Annotated in this window: 14 protein-coding genes; 3 read left to right on the top strand and 11 right to left on the bottom strand. The window is 69.2% G+C overall.

What is annotated here, in order from left to right; all coding sequences use genetic code 11:
* Positions 1–93: 93 nt before the first annotated feature.
* The 7 genes from DN412_RS11225 to edd all read right to left on the bottom strand — a co-directional run bounded on the left by DN412_RS11225 (position 94) and on the right by edd (position 8,125).
* Positions 94–900 carry an alpha/beta fold hydrolase gene (locus DN412_RS11225; RefSeq protein ID WP_115015069.1) on the bottom strand — a complete coding sequence of 269 codons (807 nt, stop codon included), beginning with the start codon at positions 898–900 and terminating at the stop codon, positions 94–96.
* Positions 901–922: 22 nt separating this feature from the next.
* The gene (locus DN412_RS11230) at positions 923–1,744 is read right to left on the bottom strand and encodes a proteasome-type protease (RefSeq protein ID WP_208647594.1); all 822 of its coding nucleotides are present in this window, start codon (positions 1,742–1,744) and stop codon (positions 923–925) included.
* A 115-nt stretch (positions 1,745–1,859) separates the two neighbouring features.
* Entirely contained in the window at positions 1,860–2,699 is an 840-nt protein-coding gene (locus DN412_RS11235; RefSeq protein ID WP_206363365.1) for a transglutaminase family protein, read from the bottom strand.
* Between the two features lie 47 nt (positions 2,700–2,746).
* Complete coding sequence (locus DN412_RS11240) at positions 2,747–3,700, bottom strand: alpha-E domain-containing protein (protein WP_115015075.1); 954 nt, start codon at positions 3,698–3,700, stop codon at positions 2,747–2,749.
* A gap of 55 nt (positions 3,701–3,755) precedes the next feature.
* Positions 3,756–5,231, bottom strand: coding sequence for a circularly permuted type 2 ATP-grasp protein (locus tag DN412_RS11245; RefSeq protein WP_078195833.1), 1,476 nt, complete (start codon positions 5,229–5,231; stop codon positions 3,756–3,758).
* 341 nt (positions 5,232–5,572) lie between these two features.
* Positions 5,573–6,079, bottom strand: coding sequence for a gluconokinase (locus DN412_RS11250; RefSeq protein WP_208647595.1), 507 nt, complete (start codon positions 6,077–6,079; stop codon positions 5,573–5,575).
* Between the two features lie 165 nt (positions 6,080–6,244).
* Positions 6,245–8,125, bottom strand: coding sequence for a phosphogluconate dehydratase (edd, locus tag DN412_RS11255; RefSeq protein WP_115015079.1), 1,881 nt, complete (start codon positions 8,123–8,125; stop codon positions 6,245–6,247).
* A 253-nt stretch (positions 8,126–8,378) separates the two neighbouring features.
* Between edd and DN412_RS11260 the strand changes: the two genes are divergently transcribed.
* Entirely contained in the window at positions 8,379–9,317 is a 939-nt protein-coding gene (locus DN412_RS11260) for a MurR/RpiR family transcriptional regulator (protein ID WP_078195830.1), read from the top strand.
* A 40-nt stretch (positions 9,318–9,357) separates the two neighbouring features.
* Here the strand turns inward: DN412_RS11260 and DN412_RS11265 are convergent, their stop codons facing one another.
* The 4 genes from DN412_RS11265 to DN412_RS11280 all read right to left on the bottom strand — a co-directional run bounded on the left by DN412_RS11265 (position 9,358) and on the right by DN412_RS11280 (position 14,672).
* Positions 9,358–11,703, bottom strand: a complete 2,346-nt coding sequence (locus tag DN412_RS11265; protein ID WP_244222629.1) for a DNA internalization-related competence protein ComEC/Rec2 — start codon at positions 11,701–11,703, stop codon at positions 9,358–9,360.
* 111 nt (positions 11,704–11,814) lie between these two features.
* Positions 11,815–12,675: a TatD family hydrolase gene (locus DN412_RS11270; RefSeq protein WP_115015085.1), complete on the bottom strand. Its 861-nt coding sequence runs from the start codon at positions 12,673–12,675 to the stop codon at positions 11,815–11,817.
* A 13-nt stretch (positions 12,676–12,688) separates the two neighbouring features.
* Positions 12,689–13,429 carry an ABC transporter ATP-binding protein gene (locus tag DN412_RS11275; protein ID WP_115015088.1) on the bottom strand — a complete coding sequence of 247 codons (741 nt, stop codon included), beginning with the start codon at positions 13,427–13,429 and terminating at the stop codon, positions 12,689–12,691.
* Positions 13,422–14,672, bottom strand: a complete 1,251-nt coding sequence (locus DN412_RS11280; RefSeq protein WP_115015091.1) for a lipoprotein-releasing ABC transporter permease subunit — start codon at positions 14,670–14,672, stop codon at positions 13,422–13,424. Before DN412_RS11280 ends, DN412_RS11275 begins: the two co-directional genes overlap by 8 nt.
* A 146-nt stretch (positions 14,673–14,818) precedes the next feature.
* Here DN412_RS11280 and DN412_RS11285 point away from each other — a divergent pair, with 146 nt between their 5' ends.
* Positions 14,819–15,928, top strand: coding sequence for a hypothetical protein (locus DN412_RS11285; RefSeq protein ID WP_115015094.1), 1,110 nt, complete (start codon positions 14,819–14,821; stop codon positions 15,926–15,928).
* Positions 15,929–15,970: 42 nt separating this feature from the next.
* On the top strand, positions 15,971–17,668 hold the full coding sequence (gene recJ / locus DN412_RS11290) for a single-stranded-DNA-specific exonuclease RecJ (protein ID WP_115015097.1): 1,698 nt from the start codon (positions 15,971–15,973) through the stop codon (positions 17,666–17,668).
* The last annotated feature ends 10 nt before the right edge of the window (positions 17,669–17,678 follow it).

Below are 17,678 nucleotides of genomic sequence, written 5' to 3' on the forward strand. Positions count from 1 at the left end.
GGAAATTGTGACAGCACCCCTCCACGGCAGGGCTGCAACAGGCTTTCCTGGCGCGTTGCGGCGCATGCGCCGCACGCCCGCTGCACGCCAGCCTCAGCGCCCCTCGCGGCGCATCGCGCCGATCAGGTCGCGCACCAGTTGCGCCGTCTCCTGCGGCCGTTCCATGGGGTACAGATGGCCGCCTTCGATAAAGCGCAAGTTCGGCCCCACCAGCTTGCGGGTCGCACCCAGTCCGCACTGCCGTACCTCGCGCGAGCGCGTGCCGGCGACAAAGCCGACCGGCACCGGGGCGCCGCGCGCCACCTTGCGCCCGAGGCTGGTCGGCAGCGTGCGGTAGATCCAGTATTCGACCTCGCGGTCAAAGCGCAGCCGGCGCTCGTTGTCCTTGCCGGTCGGCTCGGTGCCGTAGATGGCATAGTCGCGCAGCACCTCCTGGTCCCACACGGCAAAGTTGGGCTTGGAACGGAAGTGTTCCCACACCGCCTCGGCATCCGGCCAGTGGGTGCGCCGGTTCCTGGTCACCGCCGCCGGGCCGGGCTTTTCATCCATGCCCAGCATCTGGGCGGTCTTCAGCAGCGATGCGCGCCAGCCGGCGATGATCGGCGAATCCAGCATGACCACGCCGCGCACCCGTTCCGGGCGGCGCAGCGCTGCCATCAGCGACAGGAAGCCGCCCAGCGAATGGCCCACCAGCCACACCGGCTCGCGGTACTGGCGGTCGATCTCGCCCAGCAGCTCCTCCACCAGGTGCGGCCAGCCGCGCGTCACCGGGAATTCGGGCTTGTGCCCGTAGCGGTCGACGGCGCGGAATTCGAAGTCGCCGTCCAGTTCGCCGAACAGCTTGCGGTAGGTGGTCACCGGAAAGCCGTTGGCATGGGAAAAATGAATGATCTCGCGCATCGCGTGTTTCCCCGTCCCGCCCTCAGTCCTGGGTACGCGACGGATTGCGCTTGGCGCGCACCGGCTGCCCCCAGCGGTCGGCCTCGCCGGGCCGCGCGAGCGAGAATTCGGCGGGCACGCCGGGATCCCACTCCGGGTTGTGGATCTCGCCGAAGACCTGGCGCAGGCGCTGCCCCCAGGTGTCGCGGATCATGCGGAAATAGGCATTGCGCTCGTCGATATTGACAAAGCGGGTCACTTGCAGCGAATCGGCCTCATAGACCAGCAGGTCCAGCGGCAGGCCGACCGAGATATTCGACTTGAGCGTCGAATCCATCGAGATCAGCGCGCACTTGGCGCCCTCCGCCAGCGGCAGCGACGGGTGCACCACGCGGTCGACAATGGGCTTGCCATACTTGGCCTCGCCGATCTGGAAGTAGCAGTTTTCGGGCGTGGCCTCGACGAAATTGCCGGCCGCGTAGATATTGAACAGCCGCACGCGCTCGCCGCGCACCTGGCCGCCGAAAATCAGGCTGACATTGAACTCGATGCCGGCGTCGCGCAGCGCATGCGCGTCGCGCTTGTGCACCTGGCGCACCGCTTCGCCGACGATGGAGGCCGCCTCGAACATGTCGCGCGCAGTCCACAGCGAGCGCTTTTCGTCGTGGTTCTCGGCCAGGATCTGGCGCACCGACTGGCTGATGGCCAGGTTGCCGGCGGTCATCAGCACCATCACGCGGTCGCCGGGTTCCTCGAACACCGTCATCTTGCGCGACGTGGAGATCGCGTCCACCCCGGCATTGGTGCGGGAATCGGACAGGAATACCAAGCCGGCATCCAGCCGCATGGCTACACAGTACGTCATGGTTTGTCTTGGTCTTCTTCGCGGCGGCCGGAAGTGGCCAGCCGTGGGCCTGCATCACCCCGGATTCTAGCGCCGGTGCACCGGCACCGCGCCTCGTCTGGAATCAGGCACCTAATCAGGTATAAAGCGGCGTAATAGTTACATTCACTTCCAGCGTTTCGCCGGAGCCTCCTTCCAGGATGCCCCGGACTGGTGCCGCCGAAGCGTAATCGCGCCCCACCGCCAGCCGCACATGGCGCTCGTCGGTCAGGCAGCCGTGCGTGATGTCGACGCTGCACCAGATCTCGCGCGCCGGGTCCAGGCATACGTCGGCCCAGGCATGACTGGCCAGATCGGTGGCGCCCGGGTCGCAGAAGTATCCGCTCACATAGCGTGCAGGGATACCCAGCGCCCGGCACGCCGCCACCATCACCTGCGCCTGGTCCTGGCATACGCCGCTTCCCAGCGCAAAGGCATCGGCGGCCGAGGTGCCGACATCGGTCGTATTGGGCTTGTAGCGCACCCGCTCGGCAATCCCTTGCGCCAGTGCCAGCAGCGCGGGAATGTCATGCCCAGCGGCCAGGAATGGCGCGGCAAAGGCCTGCATCTCGGGGGGTGCCGTTGTCAGTGGCGTGCTACCAAGGTAGTACAGAGGCGACACCCGTGATTCGCCAGGCGGCGGCGCGTCGCAGAACGCATGGTGGCCGTCGCGGTCGAGGTCGCCATGCGGCGGCAGCACTTCCACCTCCCCGGTGGCTTCGATGGAGAGGGTGCTGGTCGGCCCGGCCACGGTAAAGTTGTGCACGATATTGCCGAAGCCATCGCGCGCCGCCGACGGATTGCCGGGCGTCACCAGTTGCCAGCTGTGCACGGACTGCAGCGGGCCCGAGCGCGGCTCGAGCCGCACTTCGTGCACGCTGCGCCGCACCGGTTCGGCGTAGCGGTAGACAGTATGGTGATGGATCTTGTATTTCACGGTATCAGGGCGCGGCGGCGGCACATGGAGGCTGCCGGCGGCCCATCTCAGGCAGCCAGCAGTGGCACGAGGAAGTCCCGGCTGATGCCATTGCCGAGGTCGCCGATGCGCTCCAGGAAGCTGGTCAGGTACGCATGCAGGCCGACGGCGAAAATATCGTCGATCCGCGCGTACTTCAGGTCGGCGTGGAGTTTACCAGCCTGCCGTTCGGTTTCCGCCGATTGCTGGTTCCGCACCGTGTGGAGAATGGCCACCACCTCGTCCATGCTCGACACCAGCGAACGCGGCATGTCCGGGCGCAGGATCAGCAGCTCGGCCACGCGCTGCGGCGTGATGACCGCGCGATAGACCTTGCGGTAGACCTCGAAGCCCGATACCGAGCGCAGCACCGCGGCCCAGTGGTAGAAGTCGTTCTGGCCGCGGTTGGCGTCGCTCTCGTCGCTGCCCGAGGCCTGGAACTTGACGTCCAGGATCCGCGCGGTATTGTCGGCGCGCTCCAGGAAGGTGCCCAACCGCATGAAGTGGAAGGCATCGTCCTTGAGCATGGTGCCGAACTGCACCCCGCGCGCCAGGTGCGAGCGGAACTTGACCCATTCAAAGAAGCGCGCCGGGTCTTCCTTCAGCACGCCGTCGGCGATCAGGCGCTGCACCTCCAGCCAGGTGGTGTTGACGGTCTCCCAGACCTCGGTGGTCAGCGAGCCGCGCACCGCGCGCGCGTTCTCGCGCGCCGCGCGCAGGCAGCTCATGATGGACGAGGCATTGGTCATGTCGCGCACCATGAAGTCAATCACATCGTCGCGCGACAGCAACCCGTACTTGTGGTCAAAGACGTCGGTGAGCTCGGAGATATCGAGCATGGCCCACCAGCCCTGCTCGGCCACTTCGGCCGACTGCGGCAAGAGCGAGGTCTGGTAGTTGACGTCGAGCATGCGCGCGGTATTCTCCGCGCGCTCGGTGTAGCGGGCCATCCAGAACAGGTGGTCGGCGGTGCGGCTCAGCATGTGGGCTCTCCTGGCGTGGCGGTGGTCGTCATGGCGATCATCACGTTGTCGGGGTTCATCGTTCCAGCACCCAGGTGTCCTTGGTGCCGCCCCCTTGCGAGGAATTCACCACCAGCGAACCTTCACGCAGCGCCACGCGGGTCAGCCCGCCGGGCACCATGCGCACTTCCTTGCCCGATAGCACGAACGGGCGCAGGTCGATATGGCGCGGGGCGATGCCCGCCTCCACATAGGTCGGGCAGGTCGACAGCGCCAGCGTGGGCTGCGCGATGTACTGCTCCGGCCTGGACCTGACCACCTCGCGGAAGGCATCGATCTCGGCCCGCGTCGCGGCCGGCCCGACCAGCATGCCGTAGCCGCCGGCGCCGTGGGTTTCCTTGACCACCAGCTCGTCCATATGGTCCAGCACGTACTGCAGGTCGTCCGGGCGCCGGCACATATAGGTGGGCACGTTGCTGAGGATGGCCTCTTCGCCCAGGTAGAAGCGGATCATGTCCGGCACGTACGGATAGATCGACTTGTCGTCGGCCACGCCGGTGCCGATCGCATTGCAGATGGTCACGTTGCCGGCGCGGTAGACCGACAGCAGCCCCGCCGCGCCCAGCGACGAATCGTGGCGGAACACCAGCGGGTCGAGGAAATCGTCGTCGACGCGCCGGTAGATCACGTCGATGCGCTGCGGGCCCTGCGTGGTGCGCATGAACAGGTGGTCGTCCTCGACGAAGAGGTCGCTGCCTTCGACCAGCTCCACGCCCATCTGCTGCGCCAGGAAGGCATGCTCGAAGTACGCCGAGTTGTACATGCCCGGCGTCAGCACCACCACGGTGGGATCGGCGATCGCCTGCGGCGAGACGCCGCGCAGCATGTCGAGCAACAGGTCAGGATAGTGCGCCACCGGCGCCACGCGGTTGCGCGCGAACAGGTCGGGGAATAACCGCATCATCATCTTGCGGTTCTCCAGCATGTACGACACGCCCGAGGGCACGCGCAGGTTGTCTTCCAGCACGTAGAACTCGCCCTCGCCGGCGCGCACCACGTCGATGCCGGCCACGTGCGCATAGATGTCGTGCGGCACGCTCACGCCGAGCATCTCGGGCCGGTACTGGGCGTTGTTGTAGATCTGGTCGGGCGGGATCACGCCCGCGCGGATGATGTCCTGGCCGTGGTAGATATCGTGGATAAAGCGGTTCAGCGCGGCCACGCGCTGGCGCAGGCCTTTTTCCAGCAGCGCCCATTCGCTGGCCGGGAAGATGCGCGGGATCACGTCGAACGGTATGGTGCGCTCGGTGCCGCTGTTGGCTTCATCCTTGTCGCCGTAGACGGCAAAGGTAATGCCCACGCGCCGGAAGATCAGGTCAGCCTCGGCGCGCTTGTTGCCCATCGTGCTTTCGGACTGCCGCGCCAGCCAGTCTGCGAAATGCCGGTAATGCGGGCGTACCGCCCCTTCAGGCAATGCCTGTCCCGCCTGGATAACCATCGGCGCCCCGTCCGTGCGCCAGTCCAGCATCTCGTCGAAATACCGCCCCGCCATGATGGCCGTTCCTCCATGTCGCGGGCTTCCGGTGCTACCGCTTCACCGCGACTTCGCGGTCGCTGCCGGCTGCCCTGGTTTTGCCCTGGCTTTCCTGCCCTGGCCCGCCGCGCCCCCCAGTCCTGCGGGTGCCGCGGAGATGCCGTCGAGTCACTGGCCCTTTCAGCATACCCGTGCCGGCGAAAGCCGCAAGGTGACTAACCCGCACTGGTACGAAAAATGGACTAGCAAGATGCCTGCCAGCGCACGCAAAAACGGCCACCAGCAAGGCTGGCAGCCGTTTGCGAGAAACCTGGGAGCGCGCCGCCCGGAACGATTGGCGGCGCCAGCGGATCAGGAGGTCAGCGTGCCACGCCGGCTCCCTGGGGCACCGTAGCCTGCAGGATGGTGGCGACCAGCGCCTCGGGGGACTGGCGGATATCAAGCACCAGCGCGTCGCTGGGTTCTTCCAGGGTATCGAACTGGCTTTGCAGCAGGTCGGCGTTGAAGAAGTGGTCGGTGCGCGCGGACAGGCGCTGGCCGATCAGCGACGCGTCGCCCTTCATGAAGACGAAGGTCACGCCGCCGTCAGGCGGGGTCAGCCGGTCGCGGTAGGCCTGGCGCAGCGCCGAGCAGGTGAACACATGGGTGCGGCCTTCGGCCCGGGCCGCGTCGATGGCGGCGCGCATGGCGGCCAGCCAGGGCCAGCGGTCGTCGTCGGTCAGCGGGGTGCCCGCGTGCATCTTGGCCTTGTTGGCCTCGCTGTGGAAGGCATCGGCATCATGGAAGCCGCAGCCCAGGCGCTGCGCCAGCAACTGGCCGACCGTGGTCTTGCCGCTGCCGGAAACGCCCATCAGGATATAGATCATGTCTGCTCCGTCGGTCTTGGTATCGGATGGTGTCGCCATCCTTATCTGTCCTTGTCGGTCCAGCCGGACGTCCTTGCGGCGGCGCAAAGGCGTCCCGGGGCGCTGCCGCCCCGCAGGGAACTTCAGGGGAAAAATCGGCCTCTGGCCTGGCTATTGTGCGACGGATTACGCCGCCGCGGTACGTTCGCGCCCGCCTGCGCCGGCTTCGGCATCCGCCTCGGACAGGTCGAGTGCGCTGCCGCCCTCTTCCGCGATGCGCGCATGGCGCCGGAACAGGCCGAACAGGCCGCGCCCGAGGCTGAATTGCGCGAAGTCGTCGGCCGGTGCCGGGGCCAGCTCGCGCGCGGCAAACCCGGCTTCGTCGCCCAGCCATTGCAGCGTGCCGGCGACGGCATCGACCCGGATGCGGTCGCCGTCGCGCACGCGCGCCAGCGCGCCGCCGGCCAGCGCCTCGGGGCCGACGTGGATCACCGCCGGCACCTTGCCCGACGCGCCCGACATGCGGCCGTCGGTCACCAGCGCGACCTTGTGGCCGGCGTCCTGCAGCGCGCCCAGCACCGGCGTCAGGCGGTGCAGTTCGGGCATGCCATTGGCGTTCGGCCCCTGGAAACGCACCACCGCGATCACGTCGCCGGTCAGTTCGCCCGCCTCGAAGGCCGCCTGCAGCGCCTCCTGCGAATCGAACACGCGCGCCGGCGCTTCCACCACGCGGTGCTCCGGCGCCACCGCCGAGACCTTGATCACGCCGCGGCCCAGGTTGCCCTGCATCAGCCGCAGCCCGCCTTCGGCGGAGAAAGGCGCCGCGGCCGTCGCCAGCACCTGCGCGTCGCCACTCTGCGCCGCGCCGTCGCGCCAGCGCAGCACGCCGTCGGTCATCACCGGCTCCTGCGCATAGCGGGCCAGCCCGGGGCCGGCCACGGTCTGCACGTCCTCGTGGAGCAGCCCGGCCTGCAGCAGCTCGCGGATGACGAAACCGGCGCCGCCCGCGGCATGGAAATGGTTCACGTCGGCCGAGCCGTTCGGGTAGACACGCGCCAGCAGCGGTGTGACGCGCGACAGCAGGTCGAAATCGTTCCAGTCGATCACGATGCCCGCGGCGCGCGCCATCGCCACCAGATGGATGGTGTGGTTGGTGGAGCCGCCGGTGGCCAGCAGGCCGACCATGGCGTTGGCAATGGCGCGTTCGTCGACGATGCGCGCCAGCGGCAGGTATTCGTCGCCGCGCGCGCGCAGGGCGATCGCGCGCTGTGCCGCCGCGGCCGTAAGCGCGTCGCGCAGGCCGCTGTCCGGGTGCACGAAGGCCGCGCCCGGCAGGTGCAGGCCCATGATTTCCATCAGGAACTGGTTGCTGTTGGCTGTGCCGTAGAAGGTGCAGGTGCCGGCGCCGTGATAGGCCTGGCATTCGGCCTCGAGCAGCGCCTCGCGCCCGACCTGGCCGGTGGCGTAGAGCTGGCGCACGCGCGCCTTTTCCTTGTTGGGCAGGCCGCTGGCCATCGGGCCCGCCGGCACGAACACCATGGGCAGGTGACCGAACTGCAGCGCGCCCATCAGCAGCCCGGGCACGATCTTGTCGCACACGCCCAGCATCAGTGCCGCATCGAAGGTGTTGTGCGACAGCGCCACCGCGGTGCCCATGGCAATCGCGTCGCGCGAGAACAGCGACAGCTCCATGCCAGGGTTGCCCTGCGTGATGCCGTCGCACATCGCCGGCACGCCGCCCGCCACCTGCGCCACCGCGCCCACCGCGCGCGCGGCCTCGCGGATCACGGCGGGGTAGCGCTCGTACGGCTGGTGCGCCGACAGCATGTCGTTGTACGCGGTGACGATGCCGAGATTGGGGGCATGGTCGACGCGCAGCTTCAGCTTGTCGTTGGCCGGCAATGCGGCAAAGCCGTGCGCCAGGTTGGCGCAGGACATGCCGCGCAGCGGCCCCAGTTCGGCCTGCGCGCGCTCGCAGCGGGCAAGGTAGGCGGCACGGCTGGCGCGGCTGCGCGCAACGATGCGGTCGGTAACGGCAAGAAGCTCGGCATGGACAGCAGAAGGCATGGCGGAGACGTTCCTTGTGGGCTGGGTGGCGGCGCGATAATCCGCGCCATCGCATGTAGATTTTCTACATATCGACGCCATTATACCGAGCACAAACGCGCCGTCGACCCGCTCATGCATCACAATCGCGCAGAAATTCCCGAAATCAGGGCAAACCCCGAGGGCGGGCCATGCACCATTTCGGGCAAGATGCGACGCCATCAGATGTAGAATCTCTACATACCCGCAACCCCGACTCCCCAGCCCTGCCGCCATGCGCGACCGAATCCTAGCCGTCTACGACACGCTCCGCCCTTCTGAACGCCGCCTGGCCGACTACGTCGCCCGGCATGGCGCCGCCGTGATCCGGCTGTCCATGCCCGAGCTGGCCGAGCGTGCCGGCGTGTCGCAGCCCACCATCGCACGCTTCTGCGCGGCGCTGGGCTACGACGGCTTCCGCGAATTCAAGCTGCAATTCGCGCAGAACGTCGGCGGCGGCACGCCCTTCGTGCACCAGGACGTCGCGGCCGACGACCGACCCGCGGACATCGCCGGCAAGGTTTTCGACCGCACCATCGCCACGCTGATGAGCGTGCGCAATGCCCTGTCGGCCGACCAGATCGAGCATGGCATCCAGCTGCTCGCCGGCGCGCGGCGCATCGAGTTCTACGGCTGCGGCAACTCGGGCATCGTCGCGCTGGATATCCAGCACAAGTTCTTCCGCCTGGGCATGCCGACGGTCGCGTATTCCGACCCCCATGTGTTCAGCATGTCCGCCGCGCTGCTGGCCCGTGGCGACGTGGCCGTGCTGGTCTCCAACAGCGGCCGCACCTGGGACATGCTGACCGCCGCCACGCTGGCGCGCAGCAGCGGCGCCAGCGTGCTGGCGATCACCCACAGCGGCTCGCCGCTGGCGCGGCTGGCCGATGTCTGCGTGTTCTCCGACGTCGAGGAAGACAGCGAGGTCTACACGCCGATGACCTCGCGCATCAGCCACCTGGTGCTGGGCGACGTGCTGGCTGCCGGCGTGGCGCTGGCGCGCGCGGACACCGTCGCCCCCCGCCTGCAGCGCGCCAAGGCGCATCTGCGCGAACGGCGCATCGCCGGTGCGGAACCGGCGCCGGCAAGAAGCCGCGCCACGACGGCGGCAGCGCCGGAGCCGGCCACCCCCGCGCCGGCAGCCACGCGCACGCGCCGCCGCAAGGGCAGCTAATCTTGGCAGCCTAGCGTGGCGCCGGCGGCCGCGCCCGCCATTAGCGCGGCTGCGCCTGCCGGAACATCGACAGCGCGTACCCCGATGGCGCAGTGGCCATGGTCACCGCGCCGGTTTCATCGGTCCGGTAGCGCAGGACGCCGGCGCGGCCGTACCTCTCCCACACCTCGGCACCCGGATGCCGATAGCGGTTGGCATGGCCCAGCTGGAACACCGCCGCCGACGGACCCACCGCTTCCACCCAGGCCGCGCCCGACGAGGTGCCGCTGCCATGGTGGGCCACCACCAGCACGTCGGCACGCAACGCCCCGGCTGGCAGCCGGTCGATCAACGCGCGCTCCTGTGCCACGCCGATATCGCCGGTCAGCAGCAGGCTGTGCGCCGCCGTGTCCACGCGCAGCACGCAACTGCGCGCATTGCTGGCCACGGCGGACTGCTGCGCGTCCCCGGCCAGCGGATGCAGCACGCTAAAGCGCACGCCTTCCCACTCCCATTGCTGCCCCGTCGCGCACGGCGACCAGTTGTCTGCCGCCGGCCCAAGCAAGGTGTGGCCGACGGGCGCACCGGTGCTGCGCGCGGCCACGGCCAGCGCCGCCTCGACGTCTGCCACGCCGCCGGCATGGTCGGTGTCTTCATGGCTGACCATCAGGTGGTCGAGCCGGCCGATCCCCTCGCCACGCAGCCACGGCACCACCACCTGCGCACCGGCGCTGGACCCCGACCCATAGGCTGGCCCGGCGTCATACAGCAACGCATGCGAACGCGTGCGCACCAGCACCGCCGTGCCCTGCCCCACGTCGAACATCACCGCGCGGAACTGGCCATGCGCTACCGGCGGCCCGCGCGCCAGCAGCATCGGCAGCATCAGCAGCCCGCCGCGCAGCCGCACGCGCGCCGTGGCCACAGGCGCGACCAGCAGCCCGACCCCGAGCGCAGCCAGCACTAGCGCCAACGGCCCCGCACCGGCCGCTTCCCACATCGCCCACGGCAGCACCGCAAGCCAGTCCAGCACCGCAGCCAGCGCCGCCATCGCCAGGTGCGCCATGGCCAGTACCGACACGGCAAGCGTCGCCGGCAAGGCAGCGCCGAGCAGCGCCAGCGGCGTCACCAGCAGGCTGACCACTGGAATCGCCACTGCATTGGCCAACGGCGACACCACCGATACCTGCCCGAACAGCAGCAACGTCAGCGGCACCAGCCCGATGGTCACGGCCCACTGCGTGCGCGCCCCGGTGGCGAGCGTGGCGCGCAGGCGTTGCCAGCGCCCTGCCTTCGCTGCATCCCGACCCGGCCGGGCGGCGAAGAAGATCACCGCCACCGCGCCGAACGACAGCCAGAAGCCAGGCAGCATCACCGCCCACGGATCCAGCAGCAATGCCACCAGCGCCGCCCACGCCAGCACCACCGAGAGGGGCGGCGCGCGCGCTCCCCACACCGCAACGGCCGCCACGCAGAGCATGGCCACGGTGCGCAGCGCCGGGATCTGCATGCCAGCCAGCAGGCCGTACGCCAGCGCACTGGCCACCGCCACCACCAGCGCAGCCTGCCGGGCCGGCAGCCACAGCGGCAAGGGCCGGCGCAGCCAGCGGCCGAGCCCGAGCGAATGCCGCCACAGCAGCCCGGCAAGCGACCCCGCCATGCCGGCGATCATGGTGATATGCAGCCCGGAAATGGCGACCAGATGGCTCACGCCGGTGCGCCGGAACAGCTTCCAGTCGTCCGCCTCGATGCCGCGCTGGTCGCCAATCACCAGCGCGATCAGCACCGCGCCAAAGCGCGCATCCTTCGGCAGGGCCGCGCGCAGATGCTCGCGCACGGCGGCCCGTCGGGCCTCGATACGCCACGCCAGCCGCTCCCCCGACGCATCCTGCGGCGAACCCTGTGCGCTGCGCACATAGCCGGTGGCGCCATAGCCTTGCGCCAGCAGCCAGTAGGCGTAATCGAAACCGAATGGATTGGCGAGCCCGCGCGGACGCCGCAGGCGAACTGTCAGCGCGAGGCGCTGCCCCGGACGCAGGTCGGGGGGCGCACCACGCCAGTTGAGGATCACGCGGCGAGGCAGAGGCTGGCCCGCTTCGCCCTGCTCCACGGTAAAGGCAAAACGCGTCCCGGCGGCAGCATCGGCCGGCAGCCCTGATACCACGCCACGAACGTCAAGGTCGCGTGCCTCCAGCGTCGTTGGCAGCCAGTCGCGCATGCGCAGATCGGCCCGCCAGGCAGCCCAGCAGAAGGCAGCGCCGAATGCCACCCCGGCAAGCAAAAGGCCATGCAGCACGACATGCAGGCGTCTGCCCCACAAGGCCATGCCGAGCACGACCAACGCCAGTACGACTACGCCCAGGCGCACGTCATCCTGCGGCGGCAGCGTTGACTGCTGCTGCAGCATCCAGCTCCCCGCCACGAATGTCAACACGAACCGACGCACGGCACCTCCCCCGACTGATCTTGCATAGCCGGAGTTGTACCCGCGCCAACGCGCGGCAAGCTTGTCAGCCTGTCAAGAAGGATTGGAAGTTGTGTGTCCGGTGGGAACCCGGGGCGCCATGGTGTCTGCAAACGCAGCCAGGCGCGGCATCGCCTCCACGGCGTTGCGCCATGTCGCCTGCGCGAGCGTCATCGCGTCGATGCCGCGCAATTCGCCCATCACACGCGCCACGCCCGCCACCTCCGCCGGCGTGTTGCGCGCCTTGTGCTGTTCCCCGAACTGGTCGTCCGACAGCCACGCCGGCGCAATATCTGGCGCGTCGGTTTCCAGCACCAGCGCTTCCAGTGGCAGTTCCGTCGCCAGCCGGCGGATCTGCCGCGCACGGCTGAAGGTGACGTTGCCGCCGAAGCCGAGCTTCAGGCCCTGCTCGACAAAGCGCCGCGCCTGCTCGTTGCTGCCATTGAAGGCGTGGGCAATGCCGCGCTTCACGCCCAGCTTGCGCAGTTGCGCGCCGACCTGGTCCTGCGACTTGCGCACATGCAGCAGCACCGGCAGGTCGAATTCGCGCGCGATCTTCAGTTGCTCGGCGTAGAGCCAGGTCTGGTGATCCGCATCCAGCCCCGCGACGAAAAAGTCCAGCCCGATCTCGCCGATGCCGACAAAGCGCGGATCGCCCATGCTGGCCGCCACCTCGCGCCGCAGCGTGTCGAGGTCGGGCTGGCCGGCGCCCGGCGAGCACAGCGGATGGATGCCCAGCGCGTAGACGCAGCGCGCGTTCTGCCGCGCCAGCGCGCGCACGGCCTCGAAGTTCCACACTGCCACCGCCGGCACCACGATGCCGCGCACGCCGGCGGCCTCGGCCGCGTCGGCGACCTGCTCGCGGTCAGCGTCGAACTCGCTGGCGTCGAGGTGGCAATGGGTGTCGATCCACATGGGCGCAGCCGGCTCAGCGTTCCTGGTGCAGGTGCCCGTCGCGCAGCCGCAGCACGCGGTCGCAGCGGCCGGCGAGGTCCAGGTCGTGCGTGACGATGACAAAGCTGGTGCCGAGCGTGCGCGACAGTTCCAGCATCAGGTCGTAGACGCCGCCGGCGGTGTGGTCGTCGAGGTTGCCGGTGGGCTCGTCGGCCAGCACGCAGGCGGGCTGCCCCACCAGTGCGCGGGCGACGGCCACGCGCTGGCGCTCGCCGCCGGACAGTTCGCCCGGCCGGTGCCTGGCGCGCCCGCCCAGCCCCACCCGATCCAGCATGGCCTGGGCGACGCCGCGCGCGTCATGCTGGATCAGGCCGCGGATGCGCATCGGCATCGCCACGTTGTCCAGCGCGGTGAATTCCGGCAGCAGGTGGTGGAACTGGTAGACAAAGCCCAGCGAGCGGTTGCGCACCACGTTGCGCTCGCGCTCGCGCAGCGCCGTGAAGGGCTTGCCGAGCAGCGCGACGCGGCCGGAGTCGGGCTCGTCGAGCCCGCCCAGCACATGCAGCAGCGTGCTCTTGCCCGAGCCCGAGGCGCCGACGATGGCAACCTTCTCGCCCGCATTGACGCGCACGTCGACGCCGCGCAGCACCTCCACGTCGAGTTCGCCCTGGCGGAAACGCTTGGTGAGTCCTTCGGCCACCAGCACCGGCGAGCCGATGCTGGGGTGCCCTGCGGCGGGCGTGGAAGTATCGGCTTGCAGCACGGCTTCACTCATAGCGCAGCGCCTCCGCCGGGTTGACGCGGGCGGCACGCCAGCTGGGATAGAGCGTGGCCAGCGTGGCCAGCACGAAAGAGATGATGCCGATGGTGGCGATGTCGTTCACGCGGGGATCCGAAGGCAGTTCGCTGATGAAATAGATGTCGCGCGGCAGGAACTGCACGTGCAGCAGCCGCTCGATGAAGGGCACGATCACGTCGATATTGGTGGCGATCAGCGTGCCGCCGACCACGCCCAGCAACGTGCCGATAAAGCCGATGGCCACGCCCTGCACGATGAAGATCTTCATGATCGAGCCCGGCTGCGCGCCCATGGTGCGCAGGATGGCGATATCGGCCTGCTTGTCGGTGACGGTCATCACCAGGGTGGAGACGAGGTTGAACGCGGCAACCGCGATGATCAGCGTCAGGATGATGAACATCATGCGCTTCTCGGTCTGCACCGCGGCAAACCAGTTGCGGTTCTGCTTGGACCAGTCGCGCAGGTAGAGCTCGCCCGACATGGTGCCAGCCAGCTCCTGCGCCACCTGCGGCGCGCGTTGCATATCCTGCAGCTTCAGGCGCACGCCGGTGGGTCCGCTCAGGCGGAACAGGGTCTCGGCGTCATGCATGTTGATCAGCGCGAGCGCGCTGTCGAACTCGAAGTGCCCCGACGAGAACACGCCCACCACGGTGAACTGCTTGAGCCGCGGCAGCACGCCCGCCGGCGTGATGGTGCCCTGCGGCGCCACCAGCGTGACCTTGTCGCCGACCTGCACGCCCATGGCGTTGGCCAGCTCGTTGCCCAGGGCGATGCCGAAGCCGCCCGGCTCCAGCGCGGTCATGCTGCCGGACCGGAACTGGCTGCCGATGTCGGAGACCTTGGGCTCCTGCGACGGCTCCACGCCGCGCAGCAGCACGCCGCGCACGGCGTCCTCGCGGGTCAGCATGGCCTGGGCCGCCACGTAGGGCGCGGCACCGACCACTTCCTTGTTCTGCAAGGCCTCTGCCGCGGTCTTCTGCCAGTCCGGCAGCGCCGACGGCCCGATCACCTCGATATGCGACAGCACCGACAGCATGCGGTCGCGCACTTCCTTCTGGAACCCGTTCATCACTGACAGCACCACGATCAGTGCAGCCACGCCAAGGGCGATCCCCAGCATCGAGATCATCGAGATGAAGGAAATGAAGGTGTTGCGGCTGGCGTGCTTGCTTGCGCGGGTATATCGCCAGCCGATCTGCCATTCGTAGGGAAAGTTCAAGAGGATTCCTGTTGTTTCGGGAAAGCGCCGGTGCCCGGTGGAGGGGCGCCGGCGGCACGCATGCGGGCCGTCTGGTGCGCCGCCTGCCTGTCGCCGGACGGGACAACACTGGCGCCGGCCAGCCGGGAGTTTACAATCTCGCCACCATGATGACGCACCTGACCCTGATTGTGCCCTTTTCCGTCCCGCCGGGCGCCGGCGACGACGGCCGGGACGATGTCGTTCCCGGCGCCCTGCTGCGGCAATTGGAGCTGCCAGCGCTCGGAAAGTTGCTGACCCGGGCCGCGCCCGGACCGCGCGAGTGGCACGACGACCCCTTCCTGCGCAGCCTGCCGCAGGAGCGCTGGCTGGCCGGCAGGGCTGGGTTGGACACGGCCCGGGTGCCGCTGGCGCCCTATATGCGGCTGGCCGACGGTGGCGGCGCCGTGCCGGCCGCCCCCGACGGCCAGTCCTGGACCTGCCTGCAGCCGGTGCACATCCACGCCGCGCGCGATCACCTGGTGCTGATGCCGCCCGCCCAGTTGGGCATCCGGCAGCAAGAAGCCACGGCCCTGCGCGCCGCCGTCGACGAACTGCTGCAGGAATCCGGCATTGCGCTGGAAACGCCCTGCCCCCAGCGCTGGTATCTGCCCGAGGCCGTGTTCGGCCCGCTGGAGGCCACCACGCCGCTGCGCGCGGCGGGCCGCAATATCGATATCTGGATGCAGGCCGGCGAGCGCGCCCGCGACTGGCGCCGCCTGCAGAACGAGATCCAGATGACCTGGTACGACCACCGCGTCAACCAGGCCCGCGAGGCCGCCGGCGAGGCGCCGGTCAACTCGGTCTGGCTGTATGGCGGCGGCGCGCTGCAGCCGGTGCCGCGGCTGGCCGACACGGTGCTGAGCAACGATCCCTTCCTGAGCGGCCTGGCGCTGGCAGCGGGCAGCCGCGCGGTGCCGGTTCCGGCCAGCCTGGCGGGTGCTGCCGGGTCGGAGGGCACGGTGCTGGCCATGCTCGACAGCGCCACCGAAGCGCATATCGCCGAAGACTGGGGCCTGTGGCTGGACCGCATGCATGCGCTGGATGCCGACTGGTTCGCGCCGGCGCTGGAAGCGCTCGTGGCCGGCCAGATCGGCGCCATCACGCTGGTGCTGGGTGGCGAGAACCACTTTGCCGAGTTCACCGTGCGCCGCGCCGACCTGCGCAAGTTCTGGCGTGGCATGGGCCAGCGCGGCGACTGGCGCGCGCTGCTGTCCGACCTTGCCTTCGCCGCCTGACACGCGCCGCCTCCTCCCGAAACATCACCTGCCGCCCCGCCCATGACCCGGATCGCCATCCGCCAATATTCCTCCGAACACGCCAGCTCGCTGGCCGCCGCCGGCCTGCATCCCACGCTGGCCCGCATCCTGGCCGCGCGCGGCGTCGCCCGCGCCACCGAACTGGCGACCGACCTGCCCGAACTGGTGCCGCCCGCGGCGATGAAGGGCATCGGCCACGCCGCGGCCTACCTGGCCGACGCCATCGCCGCCGGCAAGCGCCTGCTGATCGTGGCCGACTATGACTGCGACGGCGCCACCGCCTGCGCGGTGGGCGTGCGCGGGCTGCGCATGCTGGGCGCGCGGGTCGAGTACATCGTGCCGAACCGCTTCGAGTACGGCTACGGCCTGACTCCGGAGATCGTGGCGCTGGCGGCAAAGCAGCAGCCGGACGTGATCGTCACGGTCGACAACGGCATTGCCAGCGTCGACGGCGTGGCCGCGGCCAATGCGCTCGGGATCGACGTGGTGGTGACCGACCACCACCTGCCGGGCTCGGAACTGCCGCAGGCCGCGGTGATCGTCAACCCGAACCAGCCCGGCTGCGAATTCCCCAGCAAGAACCTGGCGGGCGTGGGCGTGATGTTCTACGTGCTGCTGGCGCTGCGCGCCGAGCTGCGCCAGCGCGGGGTCTACACGCAGGCCACCCAGCCGCCGCTGCAGACGCTGCTGGACCTGGTGGCGCTGGGCACGGTGGCCGACGTGGTCAAGCTGGACACCAACAACCGTATCCTGGTGGCGCAGGGCCTGCGGCGCATGCGCGCCGGACGGATGCAGCCGGGCGTGGCGGCGCTGTTCCGTGCCGCCGGGCGCGAGGCGCCGCGCGCCAATACCTTCGACCTGGGCTTCGGGCTGGGTCCGCGGCTGAACGCGGCCGGGCGGCTGGCGGACATGTCTCTGGGCATTGAATGCCTGCTGACCGACGACGCCAACCGCGCCTGGGAGATCGCGCAGGAACTGGACAGCATGAACCGCGAGCGGCGCGATATCGAGGCCGGCATGCAGCAGGAGGCGCTGCAGATCCTGGAGCAGCCGCTGGCCGGCCCGGACCCTTCGGCGCGCTACACCGTCAGCGTGTTCAACGACACCTGGCACCAGGGCGTGATCGGCATCGTGGCGTCGCGGCTCAAGGACAAGTTCCACCGCCCCACCATCACTTTCGCCCCCGGCGACGAGACCACCGTCAAGGGCTCGGGCCGTTCGATCCCCGGCTTCCACCTGCGCGATGCGCTGGACCTGGTGTCCAAGCGCCATCCCGGCATGCTGCTGAAGTTCGGCGGCCACGCCATGGCGGCCGGGCTGACCGTGCGTGCCGAGCGCTTTGCCGAGTTCCAGGAAGCCTTCGAGGCGGTCGGGCGCGAATGGCTGACCGACGACCAGCTGGCGCGCGTGATCGAGACCGACGGCGATATCGAGGACCAGTGCTTCAGCCCGGAATTCGTCACCCTGCTGGAGCAGCAGGTGTGGGGCCAGGGCTTCCCGGCGCCGACCTTCTGCGGCGAGTTCGACGTGCTGCGCCAGAGCGTGCTCAAGGGCAAGCACCTGAAGCTGCAGCTCGGTCGCGGCAGCCAGCGCTTCGACGCGATCTGGTTCAACCATGCCGACTCGCTTGGCGCAAGCGCACAGGTGGCGTATCGGCTCGACAACAACACCTTCAATGGCGTCACCCGCGTGCAGCTGGTGATCGAGCACGCGCAGTAGCGTGCTCCGC

Source organism: Cupriavidus lacunae, from assembly GCF_003353055.1.
GTDB classification, from domain to species: domain Bacteria; phylum Pseudomonadota; class Gammaproteobacteria; order Burkholderiales; family Burkholderiaceae; genus Cupriavidus; species Cupriavidus lacunae.